Below are 26043 nucleotides of genomic sequence, written 5' to 3'. Positions count from 1 at the left end.
TATCCGCCCATGAGCCATGTCGCCCTGCGTGCCGACGAGGTGACGTTCCGCACCGCCGGCCAGACGCTGGTGGATGAGGTATCGCTCGACATCGTGCGCGGCGCGCGACTTGCCATTATCGGGCCGAATGGCGCGGGGAAATCCACGCTTTTGCGCATGCTGGCCGGACTGCTGCGCCCCTCCTCCGGCAGCATCCATCTCGACGGCACGGCAATAAACCGGCTGCCGCCGAAGGAACGGGCCAGGAGATTTGCCTTCGTCGGCCAGACCGACATGCCGGACCCGCAATTGCTGGTTGACGATTATGTATCCCTTGGCCGCATTCCGCACACCGGCACCCTGACCAAGGCGAAGGACCGGGATATCGTGACGGAAGCCCTGCTCCGCGCGGGGATCGCCGCGTTTTCGCGCCGTCCCATCGGCTCGCTCTCCGGCGGCGAAAGGCAGCGCGTGCAGCTGGCGCGCGCCATCGCCCAGCAGCCGGACATCCTGTTTCTCGACGAACCCACCAATCACCTCGACCCGAAGGCGCGCAGCGAATTGCTGGCGCTCGTCGCCGGTCTCGATGTGACAACCATCGCAGTCCTGCACGACCTGCCGCTGGTGGCGCCGTTTGCCACCCACGTCGCCGTCATGCATGCCGCCCAGCTTGTCGCCGCCGGCACGCCCGACGAAACGCTGACGCCGCGCATCGTCAGCGATGTCTTCGATCTCGATGTCCTGCGCCTGCGCCATCCCTCGCAGGATCGCGATCTCATGGTGTTCGAAGCACCCGGACCAACCACAAAACAAACTGCTCAGCTACGGAGAATTTGATGAAAAGAATGTTGCTCGCCCTCGCCTTGTCGGCGCTGTCCGCCCCCGCATGGGCGTTTCCCGTGACGGTCGACAGTTGCGGCAAGCCCGTCACCTTCGAGGCCGCGCCCAAGCGTGCGGTCATCCAGGACATCAACATGAGCGAAATGGCCTTCGCCCTGCACCTGCAATCCTCGATGGTCGGGGTTTCGGGCATTACCGGCTGGTACAAGCTCGACGACGCCTTCAAGAAACAGCTGGGCGCCATTCCCGAGCTTGCGCCGAAATATCCGACTCTTGAAAATCTCATTGCGGCGGAACCGGATTTCTTCTTCGCCGGCTGGAATTACGGCATGAAGCCGGGCGGTGAGGTCACCCCCGACACGCTGGCGCCGCACGGCATCAAGACGCTTGAACTGACTGAAAGCTGCATCCATCTCGACAAGTCCCGGCCCGCCGCCACCATGGACCTGCTCTATGGCGATATGGAAAAGCTCGGCAAGATTTTTGGCAAGAAAGACGAAGCCAACAAACTGGTCAGCGGCTGGAAGACAGAACTCGCGGCGATCAAGACAAAGATCGGCGACAAGAGCGGCACCCGCGTCTTCCTTTACGATTCCGGCGAGGACAAGCCGTTTACAGCGGGCAAGTTCGCCATTCCCACGGCGATGATCAGCGAAGCCGGCGGCACCAATATCATGGCCGATCTCGACACCAGCTGGGGCACCACCTCGTGGGAAACCGTGGCGACGCGCAATCCGGAATTCCTCGTCCTCCTCGATTATCAGGATGATGCGGGCTACCAGAAGCTGCTCGACTTCCTCAAATCGCATCCGGCAATGAAGGAAACCGACGCCGTCAAGAACAACCGCTTCGTCGCCCTGCGCTATGCGGAACTGACGCCCGGACCGGCCAATATCGAGGCCATCGCCAAGATGGCCAAGGCCATGCATCCGGAAGCATTCTGAGTGCATCTGCCTTTCCGTCAGCATCTGACACTCATGACGGGGGTGATGGCCATTCTGGCCCTCGCCCTCGTGTCGATTGCCTATGGGGCAACGGTCATTCCGCTCGGCGATGTCCTGCGCGCCCTCGCCCATGCCGCCGGCCTCTCCGATACGGCCGTTGGCGGCCCTGTCGGCAAGATCATCGTCGACCTGCGCCTGCCGCGGGTCATCCTCGCCATCTGCGTTGGGGCGGGGCTTGGCATCATCGGCGCGCTGCTGCAGACCGTCACCCGCAACGACCTTGCCGATCCGTTCCTGTTCGGCCTTTCCAATGGTGCAGCGGCGGGAGCAGTCTCGGTGATTACGGTCATCGGCGACCGCTTCGGCATCTGGACCCTGCCGATTGCCGCCTTCAGCGGCGGCATGCTGGCGGCCATCGTCGTGCTGATGCTGGTGCGGCGCGTGCAGGGACAGGGGCCGGAACGGCTAATCCTGGCGGGCCTTGCCGTCTCGTTCCTGTTTGCGGCGCTGACCAATTACATGGTGTTTGCCGGCGACCAGCGCGCCGCGCATTCGGTGATGTTCTGGACGCTCGGCGGCCTCGGTCTTGCCCGCTGGGAGAACCTGCCGCTCGCCCTCACCGGGCTTGCCGCCATCCTGGTCTACGCCCTCTACAACCACCGCAATCTCGATGCGCTGCTGGCCGGCGAAAACACGGCGGAAAGCCTTGGCATAAGGGTGACGCGCCTGCGCAACACGGTGTTCATCGTCTGCGCCTTCTCCACCGCGATCTTTGTCTCGGTGGCGGGTGTCATCGGCTTTGTCGGCCTGATGATCCCGCATATTGCCCGGCGTTTTTCCGGTCAGCTGCATGCGGGACTGATCGTCACCTGCGCCGTGCTCGGTGCCCTGCTGATCCTGCTCAGCGACCTCGCGGCCCGTCTGCTGCTGGCGCCGCAGGAATTGCCCATCGGTATCGTTACCAGTTCCATCGGCGCGTTTTTTGTGGTGACGATCCTGTTGAGGAAGCGACCGGGGTAGCGATCCTTGTACAGCGGAAGGGATTGGCCTATGCTTAGGCATATGCCAATTTAAAGCGAGGTTCTGCCATGCAGGAACGCCAGGTAAAATTATTTCGCAATGGCCGAAATCAGGCTGTTCGAATCCCGGTGGAATTCGAAATGCCGGGCGACACCGCAATCATGCACCGTGAAGGAAACCGGCTGATCATCGAGCCGGTCACGCGGCGATCCTTGAGCGAGTTTCTCGCACATCTCGAACCCATTGATGAAGAGTTTCCCGATGTCGATGAAGGCCTTCTTCCCCTTCGCGAGATTGATTTATGACGCACAGCTATATGCTCGACACCAATACGATTTCAAATTTGCTGCGCAATCAGAATGACCGTCTGACGGACAAAGTCAGACAGCACAGCAAGACAGTTTGCACAAGCATTCTCGTTGCAGCCGAGCTTCGCTATGGCGTGGACAAAAAGGGCTCGTCACGGCTGCGCGCGATCATTGAAGAATTGCTTGCGATCATCGATATCCTGCCATTCGAAAGCCCTGCAGACGCGCACTACGCCCGCATTCGCACGGAACTTGAGGCGACAGGAAAACCAATCGGACCGAATGATCTTTTGATCGCAGCCCATGCCTGCGCGACCGGTACCGTGCTGGTGACAGACAATATAAAGGAATTCAGCCGCGTTCCCGGGCTGCAAATTGAAAACTGGTTATAGCTTTCCCCAGGCCACAAAATCCGGATTGGCGAAATCGGCGTCGTCGGCCTGATTGCGGCGGCCATAGGTCAGCGGATTGCCGTCAAGCGTGAGCGTGATCCCGCCCGCAGCCCGCAGGACCGCATCGCCCGCCGCCGTATCCCATTCCATGGTCCGGCCGAAACGCGGGTAAATATCGGCCTCGCCGCGCGCCAGCAGGCCGAATTTCAGTGACGACCCGACGGACACACAGTCGGCAATACGGAATTTTTCCAGATAGGCATCGGTTTCCGGCGTGCGGTGCGAGCGGCTGGCAACGGCAATGAGATCGTCCGGACTGGTGCGGCAGCCTATGGCTTTGTGTGCGGTGACCGCACCGCCCTCGCCGATAGCAATTTCCTGTGCACCGGCAGTGCCGCCGGTGAACAGCACACCGCGGACGGGGGCATAGACAACGCCGAGAACGGGCGCTGCGTTTTCGATCAACGCAATGTTGACGGTGAAATCACCGTTGCGGTTGACAAATTCCCGCGTTCCGTCGAGCGGATCCACCAGATAGAAGCGCGCACCGAGATCGCCGGGCACGTGGCCGCCGGAGATTTCCTCTTCCGCCACGACGGGTATGTCAGGCGTCGCCCTGCGCAGAGCCGCCAGGATGATGGCTTCGGCGGCATGATCGGCTTCCGTGACCGGCGACTGGTCATCCTTCAGCGCGAAATTACAGCCCTCAGCGTAAATGCGCAGGATTTCCTGTCCGGCGGCAATGGCCGCTGTTTCCAGGACGGCAAGCAGGGCGGCATGATCGAGGGGCGGGAGGGTGATGGTCATGCCCTTAAATCGACCACGAGCTTTGATCGTAGTTGAAGATGATGCCGTGCTCGACCAGCAGCTTCTCCACCTCCGAGGCAAGTGCCTCCGTCGTGCGGCCGACCGTGTGCAGATGCAGTTCCGGATTCTCCGGCGCTTCATAGGGCGAGTCGACGCCGGTGAAATTCTTGATCTCGCCGCGCAGTGCCTTGGCGTAGAGCCCCTTCGGGTCACGCCGCGCGCATTCCTCGAACGGCGTATCAACGAAGACTTCGAGGAACTCGCCATCGGCCAGCAGTTCGCGCACCATGCGGCGCTCCGAACGGAACGGCGAAATGAACGAGACCAGCACGATCAGCCCGGCATCCACCATCAGCTTGGCCACTTCGCCGACGCGGCGGATGTTTTCCGCCCGGTCCTCTTCGGTGAAGCCAAGGTCGCGGTTGAGCCCGTGGCGCACATTATCGCCATCGAGAATATAGGTATGCTTGCCGAGCGACGACAGGCGTTTTTCAACGAGATTGGCGACCGTCGACTTGCCCGAACCGGAAAGGCCGGTGAACCATATCACCGCCGGCTTCTGGTTCTTCTGGTCGGCGCGTGAGGCCTTGCTGACATCCAGCGCCTGCCAATGCACGTTCGATGCACGGCGCAGGCCGAAATCGATCATGCCGGCGCCGACCGTCGCATTGGTCAGGCGGTCGATCAGGATGAACGACCCGGTCGAGCGGTTCGACTTGTAGGGGTCGAAGGCAATCGGCTCCTGCGTTGAAATATTGACGACGCCGACTTCATTCAAGTCAAGCGATTTGGCCGCTTCCTGCGCGAAGCTGTTGATATCGATTCGGTATTTGAGATCGGTGACCGTGGCTGTCGCCTGATCGGTCTCCGTGCGCAGGATATAGGAACGGCCGGGGATCAGCGCATGTTCGGCAAACCAGACGAGGTGCGCGGCAAACTGGTCCGCCACCTCGGGGCGGGCGCCGGGTGCCACCAGCATGTTGCCGCGCGATACCTCGACCTCATCCTCCAGCACCAGCGTCACCGCCTGCCCTTCGACAGCCCGGTCAAGGTCGCCGTCCAGCGTCACCACACGCTTGACGCGCGAGGACTTGCCGGACTTGGCCACCACCACCTCGTCCCCCGGCGCGACAACACCGGAGGCGATGGTGCCGGAGAAGCCGCGGAAGTCGAGATTGGGCCGGTTGACATATTGCACCGGGAACCGGAACGGGCGCTCCTCATCCGCATCGGCGAGCGGCACGTCTTCGAGATGTTCGAGCAGCGCCGGGCCCTTGTACCAGGGCATGTTGGCGGAAGCGGAAATCACATTGTCGCCGAAGCGGGCGGAGAGCGGAATGGGCTGGATCGACTGGAAACCAAGCTTGCCGGCAAAATCCTGGTAGTCAGCGACAATCCTGTCAAAAATGGCCTGGGAGTAATCGACGAGATCGATCTTGTTGATGGCCAGGACGATGTTGCGGATGCCGAGCAGCGAGGCGATGAAACTGTGGCGGCGTGTCTGCCGCAGGATGCCCTGCCGCGCGTCGACAAGCACGATGGCAAGATCGGCGGTGGAGGCGCCGGTCGCCATGTTGCGGGTATATTGCTCGTGGCCGGGCGTGTCGGCGACGATGAACTTGCGCTTGGGCGTGGAGAAGAAGCGGTAGGCGACGTCGATGGTGATGCCCTGCTCGCGCTCGGCTTCCAGACCATCGACCAGCAGCGCGAAATCGATGTCCTCGCCATTGGTGCCGTGTTTGCGGCTGTCATTCTGCAGGGCGGCCAGCTGGTCCTCGAAGATCAGCTTGGTGTCGTAGAGTAGACGGCCGATCAGCGTCGACTTGCCGTCATCGACCGAACCACAGGTGAGAAAGCGCAGCAGCGATTTCTTTTCCTGTTCGGCCATGTAGGCACGGATTTCCTCGGCGGCGGAAGCCTCGATCGGGGCAATGGTGTTCATCAGAAATAGCCCTCGCGCTTCTTTTTCTCCATCGAACCGGCTTCATCCTTGTCGATCATGCGGCCCTGCCGTTCGGAGGTGCGGGCGATCAGCATTTCGCTGACGATTTCCGGCAAGGTCACCGCATCGGATTCAATCGCACCGGTCAAGGGATAGCATCCGAGCGTGCGAAAGCGGACAAGCTTCTCCTGCAGCTCTTCGCCGGGCAGCAGCTGCATGCGTTCGTCATCGCGCATGATCAGCATGCCGTCGCGCTCCACCACCGGCCGCTTGGCGGCGTAATAGAGCGGGACGATCGGGATGTTCTCCTGCAGGATGTACTGCCAGACGTCGAGCTCGGTCCAGTTGGAGATCGGGAAGACGCGGATGGATTCGCCCTTGGCGACCCGCGTGTTGTAGATCTTCCACATTTCCGGGCGCTGGTTCTTCGGGTCCCAGGAATGCTGCGCGTTGCGGAAGGAGAAAATGCGCTCCTTGGCCCGCGACTTCTCCTCGTCGCGCCGCGCGCCGCCGAAGGCCGCGTCGAAGCCGTATTTGTCAAGCGCCTGCCGCAGGGCGACAGTCTTCATGATATGGGTATGGGTGTTCGATCCATGCACGAAGGGGCTGATGCCCTGGTCGATGCCATCCTGGTTGCTGTGCAGCAGCAGGTCGAAGCCGAGACGTTTCGCCTCTGAATCACGAAACGCGATCATCTCCTTGAATTTCCACGTGGTATCCACATGCAGGAACGGAAACGGCGGTTTGGCCGGATAAAAGGCCTTCATCGCCAGATGCAGCATCACGGAGGAATCCTTGCCGATCGAATACAGCATCACCGGCTTGGTGAATGTTGCGGCAACCTCGCGGAAAATATGGATCGCTTCGGCTTCAAGACGCTGAAGGTGCGTCAGGCTCTTGGTCATGAAAATCACTGTCCACTGTTTTTCGGCGTCTTACGATGTGCCGATACGTGCGGCAACCATAGTGGAACGCATCGCCGGAAGAAAAGGATGGTTTCACAACCCGGGGCAAATTCGCGCCAATTTATTGCTGCCGGCACAATGAATGAAAGAACTTCATTCCAGTGAAGCGGAATGCGGGAGTCCGGCTTTTTTAAAAATGCGGATCCGTGGAAAATTGATCCACCCTGATTTCCGCTCCCCGGCCGTGCCTTCCCTCACGTTTTGCGTCGTTGAAATGCGGCCAAACGTCTACGACTTTAGTCTAACAATGCGATTGACCAGGATGAGCAACTCTCATAGATGGACTGGCACTTTAACAATTTTTTCCGCTGGAATAGTTCATGGATATTTGCACCTTCTGGTATGGCCCGCGCCTTCGGGAGGTGGACCGGGTCTGTCTGGCATCGATGGTGATGACCGGACAGCGGGTGAAACTCTACGCGTTCGACGAGATCGCAAACCTTCCCAAGGGCATCGAGATTTGCGATGCGGCACCGATACTGGACAAAAAATATCTTCGGCGCATCGACCCGGATTTTCCCGATATCGAGAACCCCGGTCACGTCGTATCCCAGTTCAGCGACCTGTTTCGCGTCACGTTGATGAAGAAACAGCAGGGCCTTTGGCTCGATACCGACATCTATCTGATGAAGCAGTTTCATCCGGCGACCGACAAGCCTTACCTCGCCCGGGAAAACCACTTCCGCCTCGGCGTATCGGCGATGTACCTGCCGCCGGACAATCCCGTCATCGGCGAGTTCGACGCCTATATGGAAGGAACGGTCGTCGTTCCGCCATGGCTGGGCTTTCGCCGCCGCGTCATGCGCCCGGCATGGTTCCGCATGACCGGACAGAAGGTAACCCCGGCCACAATCGGCATCACCGCCTTCGCCAATGACGGCATTTCGCGCATGGCCAAGCGTTACGGTTTCTTCAAGGATGCCGCACCGAAGGAAAATTTCTACTACTGGACGGCGCGCGATGCCTTGCGCATCTTTGACCCGGCCTATGGACTTGAACCGCTCGACCATCCGGATTTCATCGGTTTCCACGTCCACAAGAAAGACCCGACCAACCAGCCCCTCGTTCCCGGCAGTTTTTACCACTGGGCTGCCAACCGCGTTGCGGATTATCTGTAGGTTTTAAGCCGTCGCGCCCGAGCACTGTTCAACAAGCTACGCGGAAAGGAACGATAGGATTGGCCGCTTATCCCATATCTGGGTTTCAATGTAGCCATCCGACTTGCCGATGCTGTCGGAGAGGCTCTGCCGTTCGGGCAAGCCGTGGGCCGCTATAACGTTCTCAATCCCGACCAATGTGAAAACTTGACCGTGAAACGGCTGTCTTTGAGAAGCGGCGTTGCCGCCCATACCAAGCGAAAAGCTTGTCATGCTATCAGGGTAGGTGAACGTCAGGACGTCGGTTGGGAATGCATCTAGCGGAATAACGATGGAACCCGGTCGAGATGCATCAAGACCGTCCGCAAAGTTGCCCAAGAAAAAATAGAGAGGCCTTGAAAGCGGCGTCCCGCCAAGCAGCCGCTGCCGCTCCCTTATCAACCACGTCTCCGTTTCTCGCCGTCTGCGTAGGTAGTTTGCCTTAATACTCCGTTTTCCAGAGCCGCGAATACGATTTAATACGGCCTCAGCTTGGTCGTCCGGCAGGTCGCAAAGGTTAGCAAGAAACGGTCCCTCGGGATTGTAGTTATGAGTGAGAACCTGAGGTATCGTTCGGATAGGCATGCGCCAAGATAGCATTAGATACAGGCGAGACAAGTTCTCTTTGTTAGGCGCACTTTGCTATGCCTATTGTGCGTGGTTCGACAAGCTCACCATGAGGGAGATGGAGGGCTGCATGCCAACCCCATACATTGGAGGCCTATCGCATATAGTAGGAGGATATAACTCGCCGCAATCTCCTCCATCCCTCATGGTGAGCTTGTCGAACCACGCACTGCCATTGCACCCGCAACCCGCCCATCTCTTGAATGAAACGTTTCATGTTGACAAATCCGTGATCTTCGGGCTCCTATTGAGCTGAGACGCTGCTATTGCGCCCGCGCAATGAAACGTTTCATCGCCATGTTGGAGGACGTGGCAAACCGCTGAACGTCTTTTGTCATTCTGGGAGGAATACAATGAAATTCGCACGTTTTATTGCCGCCAGCCTTCTGGCAGGCACGCTCGCCATGCCTGCGGCCAGCTATGCCGCCGACAAGCCCGTGGTCGGGCTTGTGATGAAATCCCTTGCCAACGAATTCTTCAAGAACATGCTCGAGGGTGCAAAGGCCCACGAGGCCAAGCGCGGCGACTACACGCTGAAAGCCGTCGGCATGCAATCCGAGACCGATGTCGAGACGCAGATCAATGCCATCGAGAGCTTCATCACCCAAAAGGTCGATGCCATCGTTGTTGCGCCGTCCGATTCCCGCGCGCTCGTTCCGCCGATCAAGCGTGCCGTGGATGCCGGTATCACCGTCGTCAATTTCGACGTGGCGCTCGATGACAAGGCCAAGCAGGAGGCAGGCCTGAAGCTCGCCTTTGTCGGCCCTGACAACCGCGAAGGCGCCAAGATGGCCGGCGATGCGCTGGCCAAGAAGCTCGGTGCAGGCGCCAAGGTCGTCATCATCGAAGGCAATCCCGGCGCCGACAATGCGGCCCAGCGCAAGCTCGGCTTCATGGACTCCGTCACGGCGGGCAAGCTCGACCTGCTCGACTCGCGTACCGCCCACTGGGAAACCGAAGAAGCCAACACCGTATTCTCCAACATGCTGACAGCCCATCCGGATATCCAGGGCGTGATGGCGGCCAATGACTCCATGGTTCTCGGCGTCGTCAAGGCCATCGAAGCGGCTGGTAAAACAGGCAAGATCGAAGTCGTCGGCTTTGACAACATCCCGGCTGTCCAGCCGTTGCTGAAGGAAAAGAAGCTGCTTGCCACGGTCGACCAGTTCGGCCAGCAGATGGCCGCCAACGCCATCGACAAGGCGCTTGGTGTCGTGGCCGGCGGCAAGCCGCTCGAAGGCTGGGTCAAGACCGACATCAAGCTCGTGACATCGGACGACGTGAAGTAACACGGGGTAAACCGCGGCTGTGTCTGGTTCGGCACAGCCGCCAACCAGGTCCGGCGATCATGGAAAACACTGACATGGCAGACGCACCGGCAGGCGCTGTTGTTGAACCTGTGCTTGAACTTTCGGGCGTCAAGAAACGCTTCGGCGGCGTTGTGGCGCTGAATGGCGTCAGCTTTTCGCTGCGCCCCGGCGAGGTGCATGCGCTGGTCGGTGAAAACGGCGCGGGCAAGTCGACGCTGATCAAGATCCTGTGCGGGATCATCCAGCGGGATGCCGGGGAGATCACGCTGGACGGCGGGACCTATGATCCGCACACGCCCGGCGATGCGAAGAAGGCCGGCATTCAGGTGGTGCACCAGGAATTCAACCTGCTGCCCTACCTCTCGGTTGCGGAAAACATCTGCTTTGAGGACATGCCGCGCAAGGCGTTCGGCATGGTTGATTACCCCACGCTCTACGCAAAGGCCCGCAAAGCGCTCGATGCGATCGGGCTGGGCGATGTCGATGTGCGCCGCCCGGTGGAATCCCTCGGCGTGGCGCACCGCCAGCTGGTGGAAATCGCCCGGGCGCTGATGGGCGAAAGCCGCATTCTCATTCTCGACGAGCCGACCGCAACCCTGACGGCACGCGAGACCGAACGGCTGTTCCAGATCATCGCCGCCCTGAAGGCCAAAGGCGTCGCTGTCGTGTTTGTCTCACACCACCTCAACGAGGTTTTCTCCATCTGTGATCGGGTCACGGTCCTGCGCAACGGCGAATCCGTCATGACGGCGGATATTGCGGGGACGACGACCGATCAGCTGGTTACCAACATGGTCGGGCGCCAGCTTGCCGCCGCCATGGCCGCCGCGCGCGATCTCGACACGAGCGGCCGCACCGCACTTTCCCTGCGCAACCTGCGCCATCCTGCCTCCCCGCACGCGGAAGGCGTTTCGTTCGATCTGCATTACGGTGAAATCCTCGGCATTGCCGGACTGGTCGGCTCCGGCCGTACCGAACTGCTGCGCTCGATCTTCGCCGCCGACCTGCCGCTGTCCGGCACGATTGAACGCGACGGCCAGCCGCGCCACTACCGCAATCCCAAACAGGCCATTCGTGACGGCATCGGCTTCGTCACGGAAGACCGCAAGGAGGAAGGCCTGATCCTCGGCATGGCAATTGCGGCCAATGTCACGCTGGCGAGCCTGCGCAAGGTTTCGCGGCTCGGCCTTCTCGACAAACGCGAGGAAACCCGGCTGACGCGCGCGCTCGGCGGCGAGATCAAGCTGAAATACGGTGACACCGCCGATGCGGTCTCCACCCTGTCGGGCGGGAACCAGCAAAAGGTCGTCCTGGCAAAATGGCTGGCGAACAACCCGAAAATCCTGCTGCTCGACGAGCCGACCCGCGGCGTCGATGTGGGCGCCAAGGCCGAAATCTATGCGCTGCTACGCGGCCTTTCGGAAAAGGGGCTGGCGCTGCTCATCGTCTCGTCGGAACTGCCCGAGCTCATCACCCTCAGCGACCGCATCCTCGTCATGTCGAAACACCGCATCGCCGGTGAAGTGGCACGCGCTGACTTTTCCGAAGAGCGCATCCTGAACTTTGCCTACAAGGACGAACGCAACCATGGACACCACTGATTTGACCACGGCACAGGCGGGCAGCAAAACCATCGCCACCACGACCAAGACCGTGCTGCGCGAAGCGGGCATCGGCATCGCGCTCATCGCGCTGATCATCGTGTTTTCCTTCACGCCGCACTTCCTGTCCTCCAGCAATGTCACCAATATCCTGACGCAGGTGACGATCAATCTGGTGCTTTCCATCGGCATGACCTTCGTCATCCTCATCGGCGGCATCGATCTTTCGGTGGGCTCCGTCCTGTCCTTCTGCGCCGTTGTGGCTGGTACGGTGATGACCCTGCCGGGGCTCGATCCTGCGGTGGCCGTGTTCCTCGCCACCATCAGCGCCATCGTGGCCGGTATTGCCTTCGGCCTCCTCAACGGCCTGATCAGCGCCTGGTGGGCCATCCCCTCCTTCATCGTCACGCTGGGCACGCTCAACATTGCCCGCGGCGCGGCACTGCAGGTCACCAATGCATCGACCATCTATTCCTTCCCGGCCGCCTTCAACGCCTTCGGCTCGCAGACGTTCTACGGCATTCCGCTGCTGTTCCTGATTGCACTGGTGCTGGTGGCAATCGGTTGGTTCGTGCTGACCAAGACCGTGTTCGGCCGCGTACTCTACGGCATCGGCAACAATGAGGAAGCGGCCCGCCTCGCCGGGCACAACGTGTTCTTCTACAAGGTGGCTGCATTCACCATCTGCGGCGTTCTCGTCGGCATCGGCGCGATCATCTACATGGCCCGCCTGAACATCGCCAGCCCGATCATCGGCATCGGCTTCGAGCTCAATGCCATTGCCGCCGTCATCATCGGCGGCACCAGCCTGAGCGGCGGACGCGGCAGCATCGTCGGCACCCTGCTCGGCGCCTGCATCATCGGCGTGCTCGCCAACGGCCTCATCCTGCTTGGTCTCAGCGATTTCATGCGCCAGATGATCACCGGATTTGTGATTATCCTTGCAGTAATCCTTGACAAATATCGTGAAAGATTGACGAAAGCATAAGGGGAAAACACAGTTGTCCGCATTGGTCGGCACCCGCAACAGGTCAGGCATGGGAAGATGGTCAACATCAAGGATGTAGCAGCACGGGCCAATGTTTCCGTCGGCACTGTTTCACGCGTTCTGGCAAAGAACGAGACCGTCGGCAAGGAACTGCGCGAACTGGTGGAAGCCACCATTCGCGAGCTGAATTTCCGGCCGAACGGCGTTGCGCGCGGTCTGCGCCGCAGCCGCACGGACATGATCGGCCTCGTCATCCCCGATATCACCAACCCGTTCTTTGCCGAACTGGCAAAACATGTGGAGGCGATTGCCTCGCAGGCCGGTTTCTCGGTGTTGCTGTCGATCACCAATGACGACCCGAAGATCGAACTGGCGCAGATCGACAGCCTGCTCAAAAGCTATCCCACCGGCCTCATCGTCGTGCCGACGCAGTTCGGCGCCTCAAAGGGCTGGAGCAGCGACGTGGCGACGGTTGCCGTCGACCGGCGCTTTACCGGATTGCCGCTCATTTCCGTCAATCACTACCGGGGCGCAGCGCTTGCCGCTGCGCATCTCGTGGCGCTCGGCCATGAGCGTATCGCCTATATCGCCGGTTCCGCCGATGCGCCGGTTTCGCGCGAACGGCGCGCCGGTTTCCTCAACATGCTTGGCACGGCAGGCGTGCGCTGCGAGGCGGTCGAGGGCCATTTCGACTATGCGTCGGGCGAAACGCTCGGGCGCTTCCTGCTCGACCGTCCGCCGCATGAGCGCCCGACCGCCATTGCCACGGCCAGCGACCAGCAGGCCATCGGCCTTCTGCGTGCCGCCAGCGATCTCGACCTCAAGGTGCCGGACGACGTGTCGATCATCGGGTTCGACGATATTCCGCTGGCCAATCTGGTGACGCCGCGCCTGACCACGATCAGCCAGCCCGTCGAGCAGATCGCCGCGCGGGCGTTTGCCGCCATCACAGGGGCCGACAATGTGCCTCTGCAGGATGACTATCTCGAGGCAACGCTGGTGGTGCGCGGTTCGACGGCTGCACCGCGCCGGGACGTCTGAAGGCGTTGGGTCGTGCGTGGTTCGACAAGCTCACCATGAGGGAAGTGGTCTGGTGCACGGTTGATCACAAACGCTGCAGAACATAGTTTCCTGCAGCTCGTTCCATCCCTCATGGTGAGCTTGTCGAACCACGCACCACGCTTAGTGCAACGGCAACAAAAGATTTCAGGCCGCGTCCGGCGCAATCACGCCCTTGGTCAGGATGAAGCAGCCGTAAAAACGCCGCTCGCCCGTGGCGATGACGCAATAGGCATTCTTGGCGTGCTCGTAGAAGGCCATGCGGTCGATGGACACCATCGGCCAGTGCTTGCCCTCGGCGGCATCGATTTCCGCCTGCAGTTCCTTCTGCACATCCGGAATCTCATCGGGGCTGCCGACGATTTCCATGCGCGCGGCGGCGTCATCGATGAAGGTATCGAGCGGCATGACCGAAAGAATGGCCCTGGCGGCGCGCGGCGCGCTCACATTATCGATCCGCAGCAGGCGGCCGAGACGGGTCTGCCGGGCGACGGAATCGCCGGGGAAATTCGTATCGCAAATGACCAGGCGATCGCCGTGCCCCATGGACTTCAGCGCATAGAGGACATCGGCATTCAGCAGCGGATCGAGATTTTTCAGCACGGTTGTTTCCTCATTCTAGCGGGTATTGGCCTTAAGCCCTGTTGGCGGCGACGAAGGCCTCGAACTCCGCCGTCGTCGCATAGGATTTCTGCGTGCCCGGACGCGTGATGGAATCCGCCGCATAGAGCGCGGCCTTCTTCAGCGAGGCTTCCAGTTCCTTGGTCTCGACGTAGAAGCGGGCAAAGCTGCCGATGAAGGCATCGCCGGCACCGGTCGTATCCTTCGGCTTGACCTTGACCGGTTCGATCATGGTCGACTTGTCGGCGGTGATCAGCCGCGCGCCGCGCGAGCCGAGCGTGACGATGACGGTGCGGATACCCCGGGTGATCAGCGCATGGGCCGCCTGTTCGATCTGTTCGTCGGTGTCGGTCGGCATGCCTGTCAGCAAGGCCAACTCGCTCTCGTTCGGCACCACGAAGGTGACTTTGGCAACCTTCGCGGCGTCCAGACCGGGCGCGGCGGGGGCGGGATTGAGGATGGTCTCGATACCATGTTTCTCGGCGAAGGCAGCGGTGTAGTAGACCGTCTCCAGCGGCACTTCCAGCTGCATCAGGATCAGGTCGCATTGCTTCAGGTCTTCGGCGGCCGCATCGATGTCGGCGGGCTTGAGATCATTGTTTGCTCCCTTGATGATCAGGATCGAATTCTCGCCCGACTCGTCAACAAAAATCGGTGCGACGCCGCTCGACTGCCCGGCCACCATGCCGACATGGCTGATATCGATGCCGTTGTTCCGCAGATTGTCGATGGTGCTCTGGCCGAACACGTCATCGCCCACCTTGGTGACCATCATTACGTCGGCATCAAGCCGGGCGGCGGCCACGGCCTGATTGGCACCCTTGCCGCCGAACCCCATGGCGAATGCCGGTGCTTCCAGGGTTTCGCCGGGCGCCGGCATGCGGATGATCGACGTGACGAGATCGGTCATGTTGCTGCCAACGACTGCAATGCGACGAGCCATATTATGTTCCTTGCCTTATCCGTAGTGTTTGAAATTGCTCTATATGAATGACTTCACGAAAGAAACATGCCCCTACCTGTCGCTGTTCCTGAAGGCGTTGAGCGCGATAACCAGCAGCAGGAAACCACCCCAGATGAAGTCGATCAGGTGGTTGGAAAAGCGCAGGATCTGGAAGCCGGAGGACAGCAGCATCAGCGCGATCAGGGCAATCGAAACCCCGAGCACCCTGCCCTTGCCGCCCGCCGGATTGGTACCGCCGAGCACGGCAATCAGGATGGCCTGCAGGAGATAGGATGCGCCGTAATCCGACTTGGCGGCGTTGGTCCGGCCCGACAGGATGATCCCGGCAATGGCCGCGAGCAGCCCCGTCATCATGTAGGAGTAGAAAATCATCCGGTCCTTGCGCAGACCGGCAAAGATCGCGGCGCGCGGATTGGTACCGATCAGCATCAGGTTGACGCCGAGCGTGGTGCGCGTCAGCAGGACAGCGACGGCACCCGCAACGACGACGAACAGGATGAACGGGGTGGCAATGCCGAGAATCTTGCCGTTGCCGATAAAGTTCCAGGCATCCGGGAAGCCGACAATCGCCGGGCCACCGGTGAGGACCACGGCAAGACCGGTAAAGATCTGCCCGGTGCCCAGCGTCGCCAGGATCGGCGTGATGCGCAGTTTCGAGATGAGGAAGCCGTTGAGCACCCCGGCGAGAAGGCCGATGGCGAGCGCCATCAGGACGCCGATGCCGGTATAAAGCAGCACCATGCCGGTGGACTGGCTGGTTCCGACGATCACCGAATGGAAGAACACACCGGCAAGGATGCCGGCGAGATTGGCAATGCCCACCACCGAAAGGTCGATGCCGCCGGTCAGCATGGCGATCATCATGGCAATGGCGAGGATGCCCAGTTCCGGCATGATGTAGGTGATGGACTCGAAATTGTAATAGCGCAGGAACTTGTCCGGGTTGAGATAGGACATCAGCGCGAAGACGAGCACGGTGATGACGAGCAGTTGCAGGATGTTGCGGTCCTGTCCGAAAATGCGCTTGGCGAATGAGCTGTTTTGCATGATGACGTTCCCTGCTCTCACACCAGTTTCTTGCGGTCGCGCCAGGCGGTCAGCGCTGTCGCAACGATAATGATCAGGCCGACGACGACACGCTGCCACGTGGTGTCGACCTTCATGATGATCAGGCTGTTCTTGACCATGACAAGCATGAACACCCCGAGCAGCGTGCCCATGACGCTGCCGCGTCCGCCGAAAATCGAGGCGCCGCCAAGCACCACGGCGGCGATGACGTCGAGTTCGAGCCCGGCAAAATCACGCGGATTGGCGAGCCAGATCATCGAGCCGTGCAGGAGACCGGCAAAACCGGCCAGCGCCCCGGCAAAGCAATAGACGAAAAACAGCGTGCGGCGGGTGTTGAAGCCGACACGGCTCGCCGCTTCCGGTGCGCCGCCCAGCGCAAAGATGCTGCGCCCGGCCATGGTGTAGCGCAGGAAAAGGTGGGTGACGAGGGCAAGGCCGAGATAGATCAGGATCATCGCCGTCAGGCCGAAATTGGTACCGGTGGCCGAGGTCAGGCTGACCAGATCGGTCTTGGCGAACGCGATCAGCTGCTGGGGCATCTTGTCGATGTTGATGACGCTGGTGCCGACAAGGCCAAGCAGCAATCCGCGCACCACACTGCCGGTGCCCAGCGTGACGATCAGCGGGATCATCCGGAACGTGTGGATGAAAAAAGCATTGAACGCGCCGAGAAACAGGCCGATCAGCGTCGCCGCGACGAAGGGCAGAAACACACCCTCATAGCCCATATAGATCATCAGCTTGATGGTCAGGTACATGGCCGCGGCGGCAAAGGCGGTGAACGACACGTCGATGCCGCCCGAGATCATCACCACGAGAACGCCGAGCGCCATGATGCCGATGATGACATTGCTGCGCAGAAGCCCGAACAGATTGTCCAGCGACCAGAAGGCCGGGTTGATCAGTCCAATGATGATCATGGCGGCAAAGAGGATGCACGCGATGATGAATTCCGATCGGCGAAACAGAGTCATTTCAAGGCCTTCAGGCGGTCGTTTAGAGTATCTTCATCCAAAGCATCAGGTCCGACTTCATCGACGAAACGGCCGCGGTGCATGATGATGACGCGGTTGCAGTTCTGCACAAGCTCGGGCACATCGTCGGATATCATCAAAACGGCAAGGCCATCCTGGGTGGCGAGATCGCGGATCTTGCGATGGATCTGCGCCTTGGAACCGACATCGACGCCGACGGTCGGGCCGTTGAGGATGAGCACCCGCGCCCCGGTCAACAGCCAGCGCGCCAGAACCACGCGCTGCTGGTTGCCGCCGGAGAGATGGTTGACGGGCGTATAGGGTCCGGGCGCGGCAATCTGCATGGCACCGAACATGGCGGTGGTGGCCTTCGCCGTCTTCTTGCGGTCGATGAACAGACCCCGGACAAAATTGTCGAGCGATGTCGCCAGCATGTTGCGCTCGATCGACTGGGTCAGGAACAGGCCTTCCGTCAGCCGGTCTTCCGGCACATAGGCCAGACCGCTGGCAATGGCCTCCTGCACGGTCTTCGGATGCACGCTGGTGCCGTCGATCTTGACGGTTCCGGTAAACTTGGGATGCATGCCGAACAGCGCCAGGGCCAGTTCGGTGCGGCCGGAGCCGATGAGGCCGGACAGGCCGACAATCTCGCCCGCATGCAATGTCAGGTTGATGTCATCGAGGCTGCCGGCAATGCTGAGATTGCGCACGTCGAGACGCGGCAGCGTATCGCCCTTTGTCGGCTGCCAGCGATAGACCTGATCGGTCAGGTCATGACCGGTCATGGCGCGGGTGATCGCAGGCTCATCGAAATCACTGATCGGGCCTTCGGCGGCCTTCTTGCCGTTGCGCAGGACCGTCAGCCGTTCGCTGATCTCCAGCATTTCGCGCATCTTGTGACTGACGAACAGCACGGCGATGCCCTGCGCCTGAATATCGCGCACGATGCGGAACAGCGCGTCGACCTCGTGCCGGGTCAGCGCCGTCGTCGGCTCATCCATGATGATCAGGCGCGCATCGGCCATGACCGCACGGGCGATCGCCACGATCTGCTTGCCGGATGTCGGCAGCGTCTCGACATCGGCGTCGAGGTCCATCGTCACACCGAGCCGGGCAAGCGCCTTTTCGGCGAGTTCACGCACACGGCGCCAGTTGACGGTGCGCTTGCCTTCGAGAAGCAGCGTGTTCAGCGCCAGATTTTCTGCGACGGTCAGATTTCCGAACAGGGAAAAATCCTGATAGATGACCTGAATGCCATGCTGCACCGACTGGGCAGGCGTCATGCCGGAGACCGGCTTGCCATCGATCAGGATTTCACCATCGGTCGGCTGGTAAACACCGGCCATGATCTTGATGATCGTCGATTTGCCGGAACCGTTCTCTCCGGCGAGACAGTGGATTTCACCCGGTTTGATCGAGAGCGAGACAGCATCCAGCGCCACAAGGCCGCCAAAGCGCTTGCCGATATTTTTCAGTTCCAGAAGGTGTTCGCTCATGCTCTCTCCGGTGCCGACACAGTGTTGAGGCGGCGGGAGTCCATACGGACGCCCGCCGCCATCAAACAATAGCGATCAGAAGTTGTAATCGCCCATATTGGCCGAGGTTACGCCAACCCAGCCTGCACCATAGAGCAGGTTTGGCTTGGATGCATCGGGAACGAGCAGGCTGTTGTAGCCGGGCAGGCCCAGATCAAGACCGGCCTTGATCTCGCCGTTCTTCTTCTCCAGCGCCATGACGGCCAGTTCGTTCATGGCGTAACCGGCAACGGCCGGATCCCAGAACTGGATGTACTGGATGTCGCCATTCTTGAGGTATTGGCCCGCAACGGAAACCAGACCCGTACCGGCAAAGAAGACCTTGCCCTTCAGACCGCCTTCGGCGATCAGACGGCCAGCACCTGCGGAGGTCGGCATGGGCGCACCCAGGATGCCCTTGACATCCGGATAGGTGGTCATGGCTTCCTTCAGCTTGGTGTAATCCTGGTTGGCATCGTCATAGGTTTCCAGACGCTCCGTTGCCAGGGACATGTCAGGGAAATTCTTCTTCTGGTATTCGATGGCACCATCGATCCAGTCCATCTGCGACTTCGAGGTCAGGCTGCCGACGGTGGCGAGATACTTGCCCTTGCCGCCCATATCCTTGGCCAGAACTTCCATCAGCTTCGCGCCGTAGGCCTTGTTGTCGAAGGCTTCGAGCTCATAATCGACATTGACGATGTTGGAGGCTTCGTGCGCGATGACAACGATGCCGCGATCGCGCGCCTTCTTCAGAACCGGCTCCACCGCTTCCACCGAGAACGGCACGATGCAGATGGCATCGACGCCCTGCGCGATCAGATTTTCAACGATCTGCACCTGCGCCGCGGCATCGGCCTGGCTCGGACCGACCATCCATGCGTCTGCGCCGGTTTCCGCCTTGAACTGTGCAACGCCGGTGCGCATGCGGTCGAACCAGGCGATGCCGTCGACCTTGACGACCGTGGCAATCGAATAGGTCTTGCCGCTGGCGGAGGTGACGTATTCCTTCTTCACCTTGGATGTATCGACGGCGCTGTCGGCCATGGCCGGTGCGGCCAGTGCCGCAACGATGGCGAGTGATGCGAGCAGTTTCTTCACAGGTTTATCCTCCCTTGGTTTTGCCTTGTATTTTCCCGGCCGTGCGCGAAGCGCCCACCCTGAAATCCTTCTCATGTCGCGGAAAATGCCTTGGCCTGACGATGCACATCAAAACCGGTCCGCCCTCGATGGGTGCCGCGGTACGATGCCAAAAACTGTCAGATCAATTTGCGCCCGAGATTCTCCCAAACCGGCGCAAATGTGCCTCTCCCTGCGATTCATGCCTTCATGAAACGTTTCATTTAACATTTCGGATCATGCGGGACTTGTCAATACGACTCGGCCGAGATTGAACAAATGTTTATCGGGATATTGAATTGTCACGAATTTTTGGCGCGGCCGCAGCCGGAAATCCGCTTTCCCCGCCATGAATATGGATTGGCGCATTGATTGGCGGCGACACCTCTTGATATGAGTGAGGTTCAGGAATGGGGTTTCACAAAATGGTCAAGGGCAAGGTCCTCGTCACGGGCGCCTCCGGCTTCATCGGACAGGAGCTTGTGCCGCACCTCATGGCCGCCGGTTATCAGGTGACCGGCGCTTCGCGCTCATCGGCGAGCCCGGCGACCCTCCCGATTGAAACGATTCCTCTGCCCTCACCCGCCGCCCCGGACGAAGATTTCGCGCGGCTGCTCGCCGGGTTTGATCATGTGGTGCATCTGGCGGCCATCGCTCACACGCGGCTGCCGGAGGCGGCACAGCTCTACCACGATGTGAACTGTGTCCTCGCCGCCAAACTCGCCAGGGCTGCGGATCAGGCGATCATCGGCAAGCTGGTGTTCCTTTCGTCGATACGGGCGCAATCGGGGGCCACGCAGGAGGGTCTGGTCACCGAGCTGTCGCCGCCCCGGCCAAGCGATGATTACGGCCGGGCAAAACTTGCCGCCGAGGCGGAAATCGCCGCGGCGATGCCAAGGCGCAACTTTACCATCCTGCGTCCCGTCCTTGTCTACGGGCCCGGCGTCAAAGGCAACATGGCGGCCCTGATCAGGCTCGCGGCCCGCAAGATACCCCTGCCGCTGCAGTCATTGACGGGACAACGCTCGGTGCTTGACCGCTCGGCGCTGTGCCGCGCCATCCTGCACAGCCTGTGCAGCACGAACACGGACGGGGGCATCTATATCGTCGCGGACAAGAGGCCCATGACAGCGGCGGCAATCGTCACGGCGATCCGGCATGGCCTGGGCCGGGACGCCGGACTGGTCAGCATTCCCGCCGGACTGCTGCATCTCGCCGCTGCCGTGACCGGCCAGCAGCAGCGCTGGCAGACACTCAACGGCAATCTCGTGGCAAGCGCCGCCCTGCTGGAATCAACCGGCTGGGAACCGACCGTTGATTCCGGGTTGCGGATCGCGCAGTCGGTTTTGCCCGCGAGCCGTGCAGCCGAACGCGGTTGATTCCGGTTATATGAATATATTCAATGGCTTGGATATTGCTGTGACATGGCTGGGGCGCCTGGATTCGAACCAGGGAATGGCGGTACCAAAAACCGCTGCCTTACCACTTGGCTACGCCCCAAAATGCCGATGCGGGTGCATTGCACCGCAGGACAGCGCGGCCTTATAACCTCTGGTTCCAGCTTGCGCAACGTGAATGATTGCCCAGTTTGTCGCTCTTTCACAATTGTTTCGGCATTATTTTCATGACAAGGGTGTGAACAATTCGCCAAGCTCTAGGGGCAGGACTCATTAATATGATCGAAATGGCGCCTGAAACGGCAAGAAGATGCGAGGAGAGATGCGAAGGGCGGGGTCTTCCCCCCGGCCGAGCAGTTCGACACGGCAGCTTGCAGCCGTTTCGGCGTCCGCAGGATATGGTCCATTTGCCCGGCTCCATCGTCGCAAAGACTCGACAATGAACCACATTGCCTTCGTCTTTGCTCCTTGTAACCAAACAAATGGCCTCATACCATTTCGACCAGATTAATGGGTCCTGACCCTAGATTAAGGGTGCCGCTGCCTTGTCGCCGATCCTCACCGTCTTTGTCCTTGCCGCCATTGCCAGCGCCGTGCTTCTTGCCGTTCTCATCCGGTTGCTGCCCCGTCATTTCCTGGCCGCGGGAATCAATGAACGCTCAAACCACACTCAGCCTGCACGCCAGCTTGGCGGCCTTGCCATCGTGCCGGTGGTCGTGGCGCTCCTCTGGCTGTTCGGAGCGCGGATGGGTCTCGACCAGCGCTTTCTCGTCACCGCGTCCATCGGTGCGCTGATCCTCTGGATCACGGGGATGCTCGACGACCGGCATCACCTGCCGGAAAGCATCCGGATCATCGCGCAGCTGATCGCCGCCTGCCTTTGCGTTTACGGCCTCGGGCCGGATTTCCGCCTGCTTCCGGATTTTTTTCCGGTCCTGCTTGAGCGGGGCCTGCTTGTTCTGGCGCTGGTCTATTTCATCAACCTGACCAATTTCATGGATGGCCTCGACCTGATGGTCGTATCCGGCATGGGCATTCCGCTTGCCTTTCTCGCGGGCTTCGCGGCCTTTGGCCTGGCGGGCGTGGCCAGCGGCAGCATCGCAGCGGCCACAGCCGGGGGGCTCTGCGGCTTTGCCCTGTTCAATCGCCCCAAGGCCACGGTGTTTCTCGGCGATTCCGGCAGCCTGCCGCTGGGGCTGCTGTGCGGCCTCGCTTTTTTCATGGTCGCACGCGACATGCGCATTGCCACCGGACTGATCCTGCCGCTGTTTTTCATTGCCGACGCCACGACGACGCTGATCAAGCGCCTGCTCGAGGGCGACAATATTTTCGCCGCCCATTCCAAGCACGCCTATCAGGTTGCCAAACGGTCGGGGTGGAGCGTGTGGCAGGTTGTGCTGACCGTGGCTGCACTGAATGTCATTCTGGGCATCTGCGCATTTGCCGCGAGTTCCACCAGCATTCCGGTCCGCCTGACCGGTATTGCGATAGCGGTTGTATGCGTTTCCGCCGTGCTGCTGCGCTTCCGCCGACGGACAGCGGCCTGATCAGAGCCTGCGAAAAATGGCGGCGAGATAAAGCCCGACCTGGCCCGGAAAGGTCTGCCGGTAAACACCAGACTGGCGCAGGGCGAGAATGCGCCGGATGACGTTGTCGGATCGCACCTTCCAGTAGAGATCGCAGGTCGCCTGCGCTTCGACGGTCAGCAGATCGCGGTTGCGCACCAGCCCCTGAATGTTGAGATCGGCCCGATCGGCAAACCGGACGGCGAAGCGGGCGCGCAAGGCAGCCAGTTGCCCCTTCCAGCCCTCGCCACGGCTCGGCTGGCGGTGCCGCACCAGCGGCTGCGGGTCAAAATGCACCACGCCACCGGCGCCGGAGACAATCAGATACAACCACCAGTCATGGCTGGAAAATTGCGTCGTCCGGCACGACGCCGTGAGCAGATCGTGTGCCTTGCGGTTGAAAAGCATCGTGCTGCCCGCGGCAATGTTCTGGACCAGCGCATTGCGGAATTCCGCCGGGCGCGCATAAAGCGGCGACGAACCGATGATGGCGCCATTTTCGGCGATGGTAAGCGTCCGCGAACAGAAGAGGGATGGCACGGCAAAGGCATTGTGCTCGATCCAGCGGATGGAGGCGGCAAGCTTTTCCGGCTCCCAGATATCGTCCTGATCGGCAAAGGCATAATATTCCGCCTCGATGGCCGGATTGGTGATCAGCGACCGGAAGTTTTCGCTTCGCCCTTCACCCGCGCCGTGCAGCAGGGTCACCCGGCCCTTGGTCCAGCGCCGTGCCCATTGCTGCAGGATCGCCCGGCTGCCATCCGTCGACCCATCGTCCGAGACCCACAGATCGATATCGGGATAGGTTTGCGCGGCGATGGAGGCCAATTGCGCGTCGAGACATGCGGCACCATTGAAGGTTTCCAGGAGGACGGCAACCGTTCCTGATGATGGAGCCCTTTTCAACAACCGCTATCCCGCTTCGTGTCTGTTTCGGTGAAACCAGTGCAGCCGTTTCTGCACGGGAATCTCGCCAAGATTGAGGTCCCGTGTTAACTGAGAGCCTTCTCGAAAAGCAGGGCCCGCACGGCATCCGGGTTTTGTTGTGCGATCAGCCCGCGCAGTTCTTCGACCGCTGCAGGCAGATGGTCGACCGGCGCCACCCGCCGTCTGGCGCGCAGAATCTTGGAATGGCTCGTCGCCGAAACACCCGTCGGATCGTAGAAGAGTTCCTCATGCAGCTTTTCGCCGTCGCGGATACCGATCGTGACGACCTCGATGTCGCCATGGGGGTTTTTGCCGTCCTTCACCGACAGCCCCGCCAGGAGGATCATATTTTCGGCGAGATCACGGATACGCACGGCGTCGCCCATTTCCAGAAGCAGGATGTCGCCGCCCTCCGACAATGCGCCGGCCTGAATGATCAGTTCCGCCGCTTCGCGGACGGACATGAAATAGCGGGTCATCTCGTCATGGGTCACCGTCAGCGGACCGCCATGGGCGATCTGCTCGCGGAACAGCGGAACGACGGAACCGCTGGAACCAATTACATTGCCGAAGCGGACGCAGGTGAAGATCTGGCCGGTGCCGTGCGTCTTCGCCACGTCGCCATGGTAGCGCACGATCAGCTCGGCCCAACGCTTGGTTGCACCCATGACATTGGATGGACGCACTGCCTTATCAGACGAGATGAGGACGAAATTGCGGACACCCGCCTCGCGGGCCACGGCCGCCAGAACATCGGTTCCGATGACATTGTTGCGGGCGCCTTCGACGACGTTTTCCTCGACCAGCGGCACATGCTTGTAGGCGGCGCAATGGTAGACGTTCTCCACCTTGTGCTGATCGAGCACCACCTTGAGCAGCGGGCCATCGCTGATCGAGCCAAGGACAGGCACCAGAACGCAATCGCTGATACCGGCGAGTTCGCGGTGAAGCTGATAGATGCTGTGCTCGTTCACATCGAACAGCACGAGTTTGGCCGGGGCCAGCTTGACGATCGTCCGGCAGAGTTCCGAACCGATGGATCCGCCGGCACCGGTCACCAGGATGACGCGGTTTTCCACCGTCTTGTCGAGAAGGTCGGGGTGGGCCGGCACCGGCGAGCGCCCCAGGAGATCGTCGATATCGATATCGCGCAGATGGCTGACAATGTATTTTCCGGCCGTCAGGTCGGAAATCGCCGGCAGGATGCGCACCTTGACATTGAGCGACTTGAGCTTGCCCATCAGCAAACGGCGCTGATTGCCGCTCAGCGACGAGGTGGTCACGATCATTTCGTTGATGCCGAAACTGTCGATGAGATCTTCGATCTGCGCGGTCGGGTAGACGCGGATGCCGAGAATGTCCATGCCGTGCAGCGTGGCATCGTCATCGATGAAACCGGCGACGAAAACCTCGTTCTGGCTGCGCAGCGCATTGGCCAATTGGCGCCCCGCATCGCCGGCGCCGAATATCAGGCACTGCCGGGCCAGGAGTTTTTCACGAATCGGGCTCCACAGCAGCCATTTGGCGGCAAAACGGCTGCCGCAGATCAGGACAACGGCAAGGACCCAATACAAAAAGGGGACGGCGCGCGGCACGCCTTCGGCACCGGTCATCTGGGTCAGAAACGCGACAACCACCCAGATGATCACCGAAAAGGTCACCGCCTGCATCATCGTCCAGATGGCTTTATCCGGCAGATAGCGAATAACCGCCCGGTAAAGGCCAAACCGGATAAACACCGGCGATGCGATCAGGGGGGCAGCGATCATCAGCATCGCCTGCTCGGTATTGGGCATAAACAGGGTGTTGAACCGCAGCACGTAGCTGAACCAGGCCGCAAATGTCAGCACCACCATGTCAAAGCTGACAAGGAGCACCTGCTTGTAACGACGCGGCATCATGGCGATGCGTTGCCGAAAATTTTCCAATTTCATTGATCCTCGGTGCTTACGGAATGCCTGGGTGACATGAGAAAC

The 26043-nt window shown here is 60.5% G+C and carries 25 protein-coding genes and 1 tRNA gene; 13 read left to right on the top strand and 13 right to left on the bottom strand.

All coding sequences use genetic code 11. The annotated features are described in order from the left end of the window. The first annotated feature begins 9 nt into the window (after window positions 1–9). From ACZ5FP_RS08200 to ACZ5FP_RS08180, 5 genes are all read left to right on the top strand, one after another. Entirely contained in the window at window positions 10–816 is an 807-nt protein-coding gene (locus ACZ5FP_RS08200; protein ID WP_464662979.1) for an ABC transporter ATP-binding protein, read from the top strand. Then, a complete protein-coding gene (locus ACZ5FP_RS08195) occupies window positions 816–1763 on the top strand; it encodes an ABC transporter substrate-binding protein (protein WP_464662978.1) in 948 nt (315 codons plus the stop codon). The genes ACZ5FP_RS08200 and ACZ5FP_RS08195 overlap by 1 nt, the downstream gene beginning before the upstream one ends. Before the next feature lie 33 nt (window positions 1764–1796). Further along, window positions 1797–2783, top strand: a complete 987-nt coding sequence (locus ACZ5FP_RS08190; protein WP_464663215.1) for a FecCD family ABC transporter permease — start codon at window positions 1797–1799, stop codon at window positions 2781–2783. Between the two features lie 68 nt (window positions 2784–2851). After that, on the top strand, window positions 2852–3088 hold the full coding sequence (locus ACZ5FP_RS08185; protein WP_105737137.1) for an antitoxin: 237 nt from the start codon (window positions 2852–2854) through the stop codon (window positions 3086–3088). Next, window positions 3085–3483 (top strand): PIN domain-containing protein, encoded by a 399-nt coding sequence (locus ACZ5FP_RS08180; RefSeq protein WP_464662977.1) that lies wholly within the window; start codon window positions 3085–3087, stop codon window positions 3481–3483. The genes ACZ5FP_RS08185 and ACZ5FP_RS08180 overlap by 4 nt, the downstream gene beginning before the upstream one ends. Here ACZ5FP_RS08180 and cysQ read toward each other — a convergent pair. From cysQ to cysD, 3 genes are read right to left on the bottom strand one after another with little or no spacing between them, the layout of a single operon-like run. Further along, window positions 3478–4290 (bottom strand): 3'(2'),5'-bisphosphate nucleotidase CysQ, encoded by an 813-nt coding sequence (gene cysQ / locus ACZ5FP_RS08175; protein ID WP_464662976.1) that lies wholly within the window; start codon window positions 4288–4290, stop codon window positions 3478–3480. The genes ACZ5FP_RS08180 and cysQ overlap by 6 nt on opposite strands. A 4-nt stretch (window positions 4291–4294) precedes the next feature. After that, the gene (nodQ, locus tag ACZ5FP_RS08170) at window positions 4295–6232 is read right to left on the bottom strand and encodes a bifunctional sulfate adenylyltransferase/adenylyl-sulfate kinase NodQ (protein ID WP_464662975.1); all 1938 of its coding nucleotides are present in this window, start codon (window positions 6230–6232) and stop codon (window positions 4295–4297) included. Next, complete coding sequence (gene cysD / locus ACZ5FP_RS08165) at window positions 6232–7137, bottom strand: sulfate adenylyltransferase subunit CysD (protein WP_403170539.1); 906 nt, start codon at window positions 7135–7137, stop codon at window positions 6232–6234. Before cysD ends, nodQ begins: the two co-directional genes overlap by 1 nt. On the opposite strand from cysD, the gene ACZ5FP_RS08160 reads away from it, so the two are divergent. After that, entirely contained in the window at window positions 7136–7279 is a 144-nt protein-coding gene (locus tag ACZ5FP_RS08160; protein ID WP_223611474.1) for a hypothetical protein, read from the top strand. The two genes, cysD and ACZ5FP_RS08160, sit on opposite strands and share 2 nt — an antisense overlap. Before the next feature lie 238 nt (window positions 7280–7517). After that, window positions 7518–8315, top strand: a complete 798-nt coding sequence (locus tag ACZ5FP_RS08155; RefSeq protein ID WP_130268888.1) for a glycosyltransferase family 32 protein — start codon at window positions 7518–7520, stop codon at window positions 8313–8315. A 36-nt stretch (window positions 8316–8351) separates the two neighbouring features. Here ACZ5FP_RS08155 and ACZ5FP_RS08150 read toward each other — a convergent pair whose 3' ends face one another. Then, window positions 8352–8735, bottom strand: coding sequence for a hypothetical protein (locus ACZ5FP_RS08150; RefSeq protein WP_464662974.1), 384 nt, complete (start codon window positions 8733–8735; stop codon window positions 8352–8354). Window positions 8736–9313: 578 nt separating this feature from the next. Between ACZ5FP_RS08150 and ACZ5FP_RS08145 the strand changes: the two genes are divergently transcribed. The 4 genes from ACZ5FP_RS08145 to ACZ5FP_RS08130 all read left to right on the top strand — a co-directional run bounded on the left by ACZ5FP_RS08145 (window position 9314) and on the right by ACZ5FP_RS08130 (window position 13900). After that, window positions 9314–10249 (top strand): substrate-binding domain-containing protein, encoded by a 936-nt coding sequence (locus ACZ5FP_RS08145; RefSeq protein ID WP_464662973.1) that lies wholly within the window; start codon window positions 9314–9316, stop codon window positions 10247–10249. 74 nt (window positions 10250–10323) lie between these two features. Beyond that, window positions 10324–11871: a sugar ABC transporter ATP-binding protein gene (locus tag ACZ5FP_RS08140; protein ID WP_464662972.1), complete on the top strand. Its 1548-nt coding sequence runs from the start codon at window positions 10324–10326 to the stop codon at window positions 11869–11871. Next, on the top strand, window positions 11858–12859 hold the full coding sequence (locus ACZ5FP_RS08135) for an ABC transporter permease (RefSeq protein WP_346305203.1): 1002 nt from the start codon (window positions 11858–11860) through the stop codon (window positions 12857–12859). Before ACZ5FP_RS08140 ends, ACZ5FP_RS08135 begins: the two co-directional genes overlap by 14 nt. Before the next feature lie 57 nt (window positions 12860–12916). Continuing rightward, window positions 12917–13900 carry a LacI family DNA-binding transcriptional regulator gene (locus ACZ5FP_RS08130; protein WP_223611478.1) on the top strand — a complete coding sequence of 328 codons (984 nt, stop codon included), beginning with the start codon at window positions 12917–12919 and terminating at the stop codon, window positions 13898–13900. 165 nt (window positions 13901–14065) lie between these two features. On the opposite strand, the gene ACZ5FP_RS08125 is transcribed toward ACZ5FP_RS08130, so the two are convergent. The 6 genes from ACZ5FP_RS08125 to ACZ5FP_RS08100 form a co-directional block, all read right to left on the bottom strand. Further along, window positions 14066–14521 (bottom strand): RbsD/FucU family protein, encoded by a 456-nt coding sequence (locus tag ACZ5FP_RS08125; RefSeq protein WP_463011559.1) that lies wholly within the window; start codon window positions 14519–14521, stop codon window positions 14066–14068. 31 nt (window positions 14522–14552) lie between these two features. Then, on the bottom strand, window positions 14553–15482 hold the full coding sequence (gene rbsK, locus ACZ5FP_RS08120; protein WP_464662971.1) for a ribokinase: 930 nt from the start codon (window positions 15480–15482) through the stop codon (window positions 14553–14555). Window positions 15483–15554: 72 nt separating this feature from the next. Next, window positions 15555–16550, bottom strand: a complete 996-nt coding sequence (locus tag ACZ5FP_RS08115) for an ABC transporter permease (protein ID WP_403170523.1) — start codon at window positions 16548–16550, stop codon at window positions 15555–15557. Between the two features lie 17 nt (window positions 16551–16567). Next, window positions 16568–17545: an ABC transporter permease gene (locus tag ACZ5FP_RS08110; RefSeq protein WP_288192851.1), complete on the bottom strand. Its 978-nt coding sequence runs from the start codon at window positions 17543–17545 to the stop codon at window positions 16568–16570. Further along, window positions 17542–19041 carry a sugar ABC transporter ATP-binding protein gene (locus ACZ5FP_RS08105; protein ID WP_223611482.1) on the bottom strand — a complete coding sequence of 500 codons (1500 nt, stop codon included), beginning with the start codon at window positions 19039–19041 and terminating at the stop codon, window positions 17542–17544. The genes ACZ5FP_RS08110 and ACZ5FP_RS08105 overlap by 4 nt, the downstream gene beginning before the upstream one ends. A gap of 75 nt (window positions 19042–19116) precedes the next feature. Next, complete coding sequence (locus ACZ5FP_RS08100; RefSeq protein WP_223611483.1) at window positions 19117–20160, bottom strand: autoinducer 2 ABC transporter substrate-binding protein; 1044 nt, start codon at window positions 20158–20160, stop codon at window positions 19117–19119. A gap of 428 nt (window positions 20161–20588) precedes the next feature. On the opposite strand from ACZ5FP_RS08100, the gene ACZ5FP_RS08095 reads away from it, so the two are divergent. Further along, window positions 20589–21557 (top strand): NAD-dependent epimerase/dehydratase family protein, encoded by a 969-nt coding sequence (locus ACZ5FP_RS08095; protein WP_464662970.1) that lies wholly within the window; start codon window positions 20589–20591, stop codon window positions 21555–21557. Between the two features lie 46 nt (window positions 21558–21603). On the opposite strand, the gene ACZ5FP_RS08090 is transcribed toward ACZ5FP_RS08095, so the two are convergent. Then, a tRNA-Gln gene (locus tag ACZ5FP_RS08090) sits at window positions 21604–21678 on the bottom strand. A gap of 442 nt (window positions 21679–22120) precedes the next feature. Between ACZ5FP_RS08090 and ACZ5FP_RS08085 the strand changes: the two genes are divergently transcribed. Continuing rightward, window positions 22121–23122, top strand: coding sequence for an MraY family glycosyltransferase (locus ACZ5FP_RS08085; protein WP_464662969.1), 1002 nt, complete (start codon window positions 22121–22123; stop codon window positions 23120–23122). Here ACZ5FP_RS08085 and ACZ5FP_RS08080 read toward each other — a convergent pair whose 3' ends face one another. Further along, window positions 23123–24046: a glycosyltransferase gene (locus tag ACZ5FP_RS08080; RefSeq protein WP_464662968.1), complete on the bottom strand. Its 924-nt coding sequence runs from the start codon at window positions 24044–24046 to the stop codon at window positions 23123–23125. A gap of 86 nt (window positions 24047–24132) precedes the next feature. Continuing rightward, window positions 24133–26001 carry a polysaccharide biosynthesis protein gene (locus ACZ5FP_RS08075; RefSeq protein WP_464662967.1) on the bottom strand — a complete coding sequence of 623 codons (1869 nt, stop codon included), beginning with the start codon at window positions 25999–26001 and terminating at the stop codon, window positions 24133–24135. Window positions 26002–26043 lie beyond the last annotated feature (42 nt).

The sequence above is a fragment of the Phyllobacterium sp. T2-21 genome (assembly GCF_055378485.1).
The sequence above is the reverse complement of the archived record's forward strand: the minus strand, read 5'-3'. Positions and strand labels throughout refer to the sequence as shown.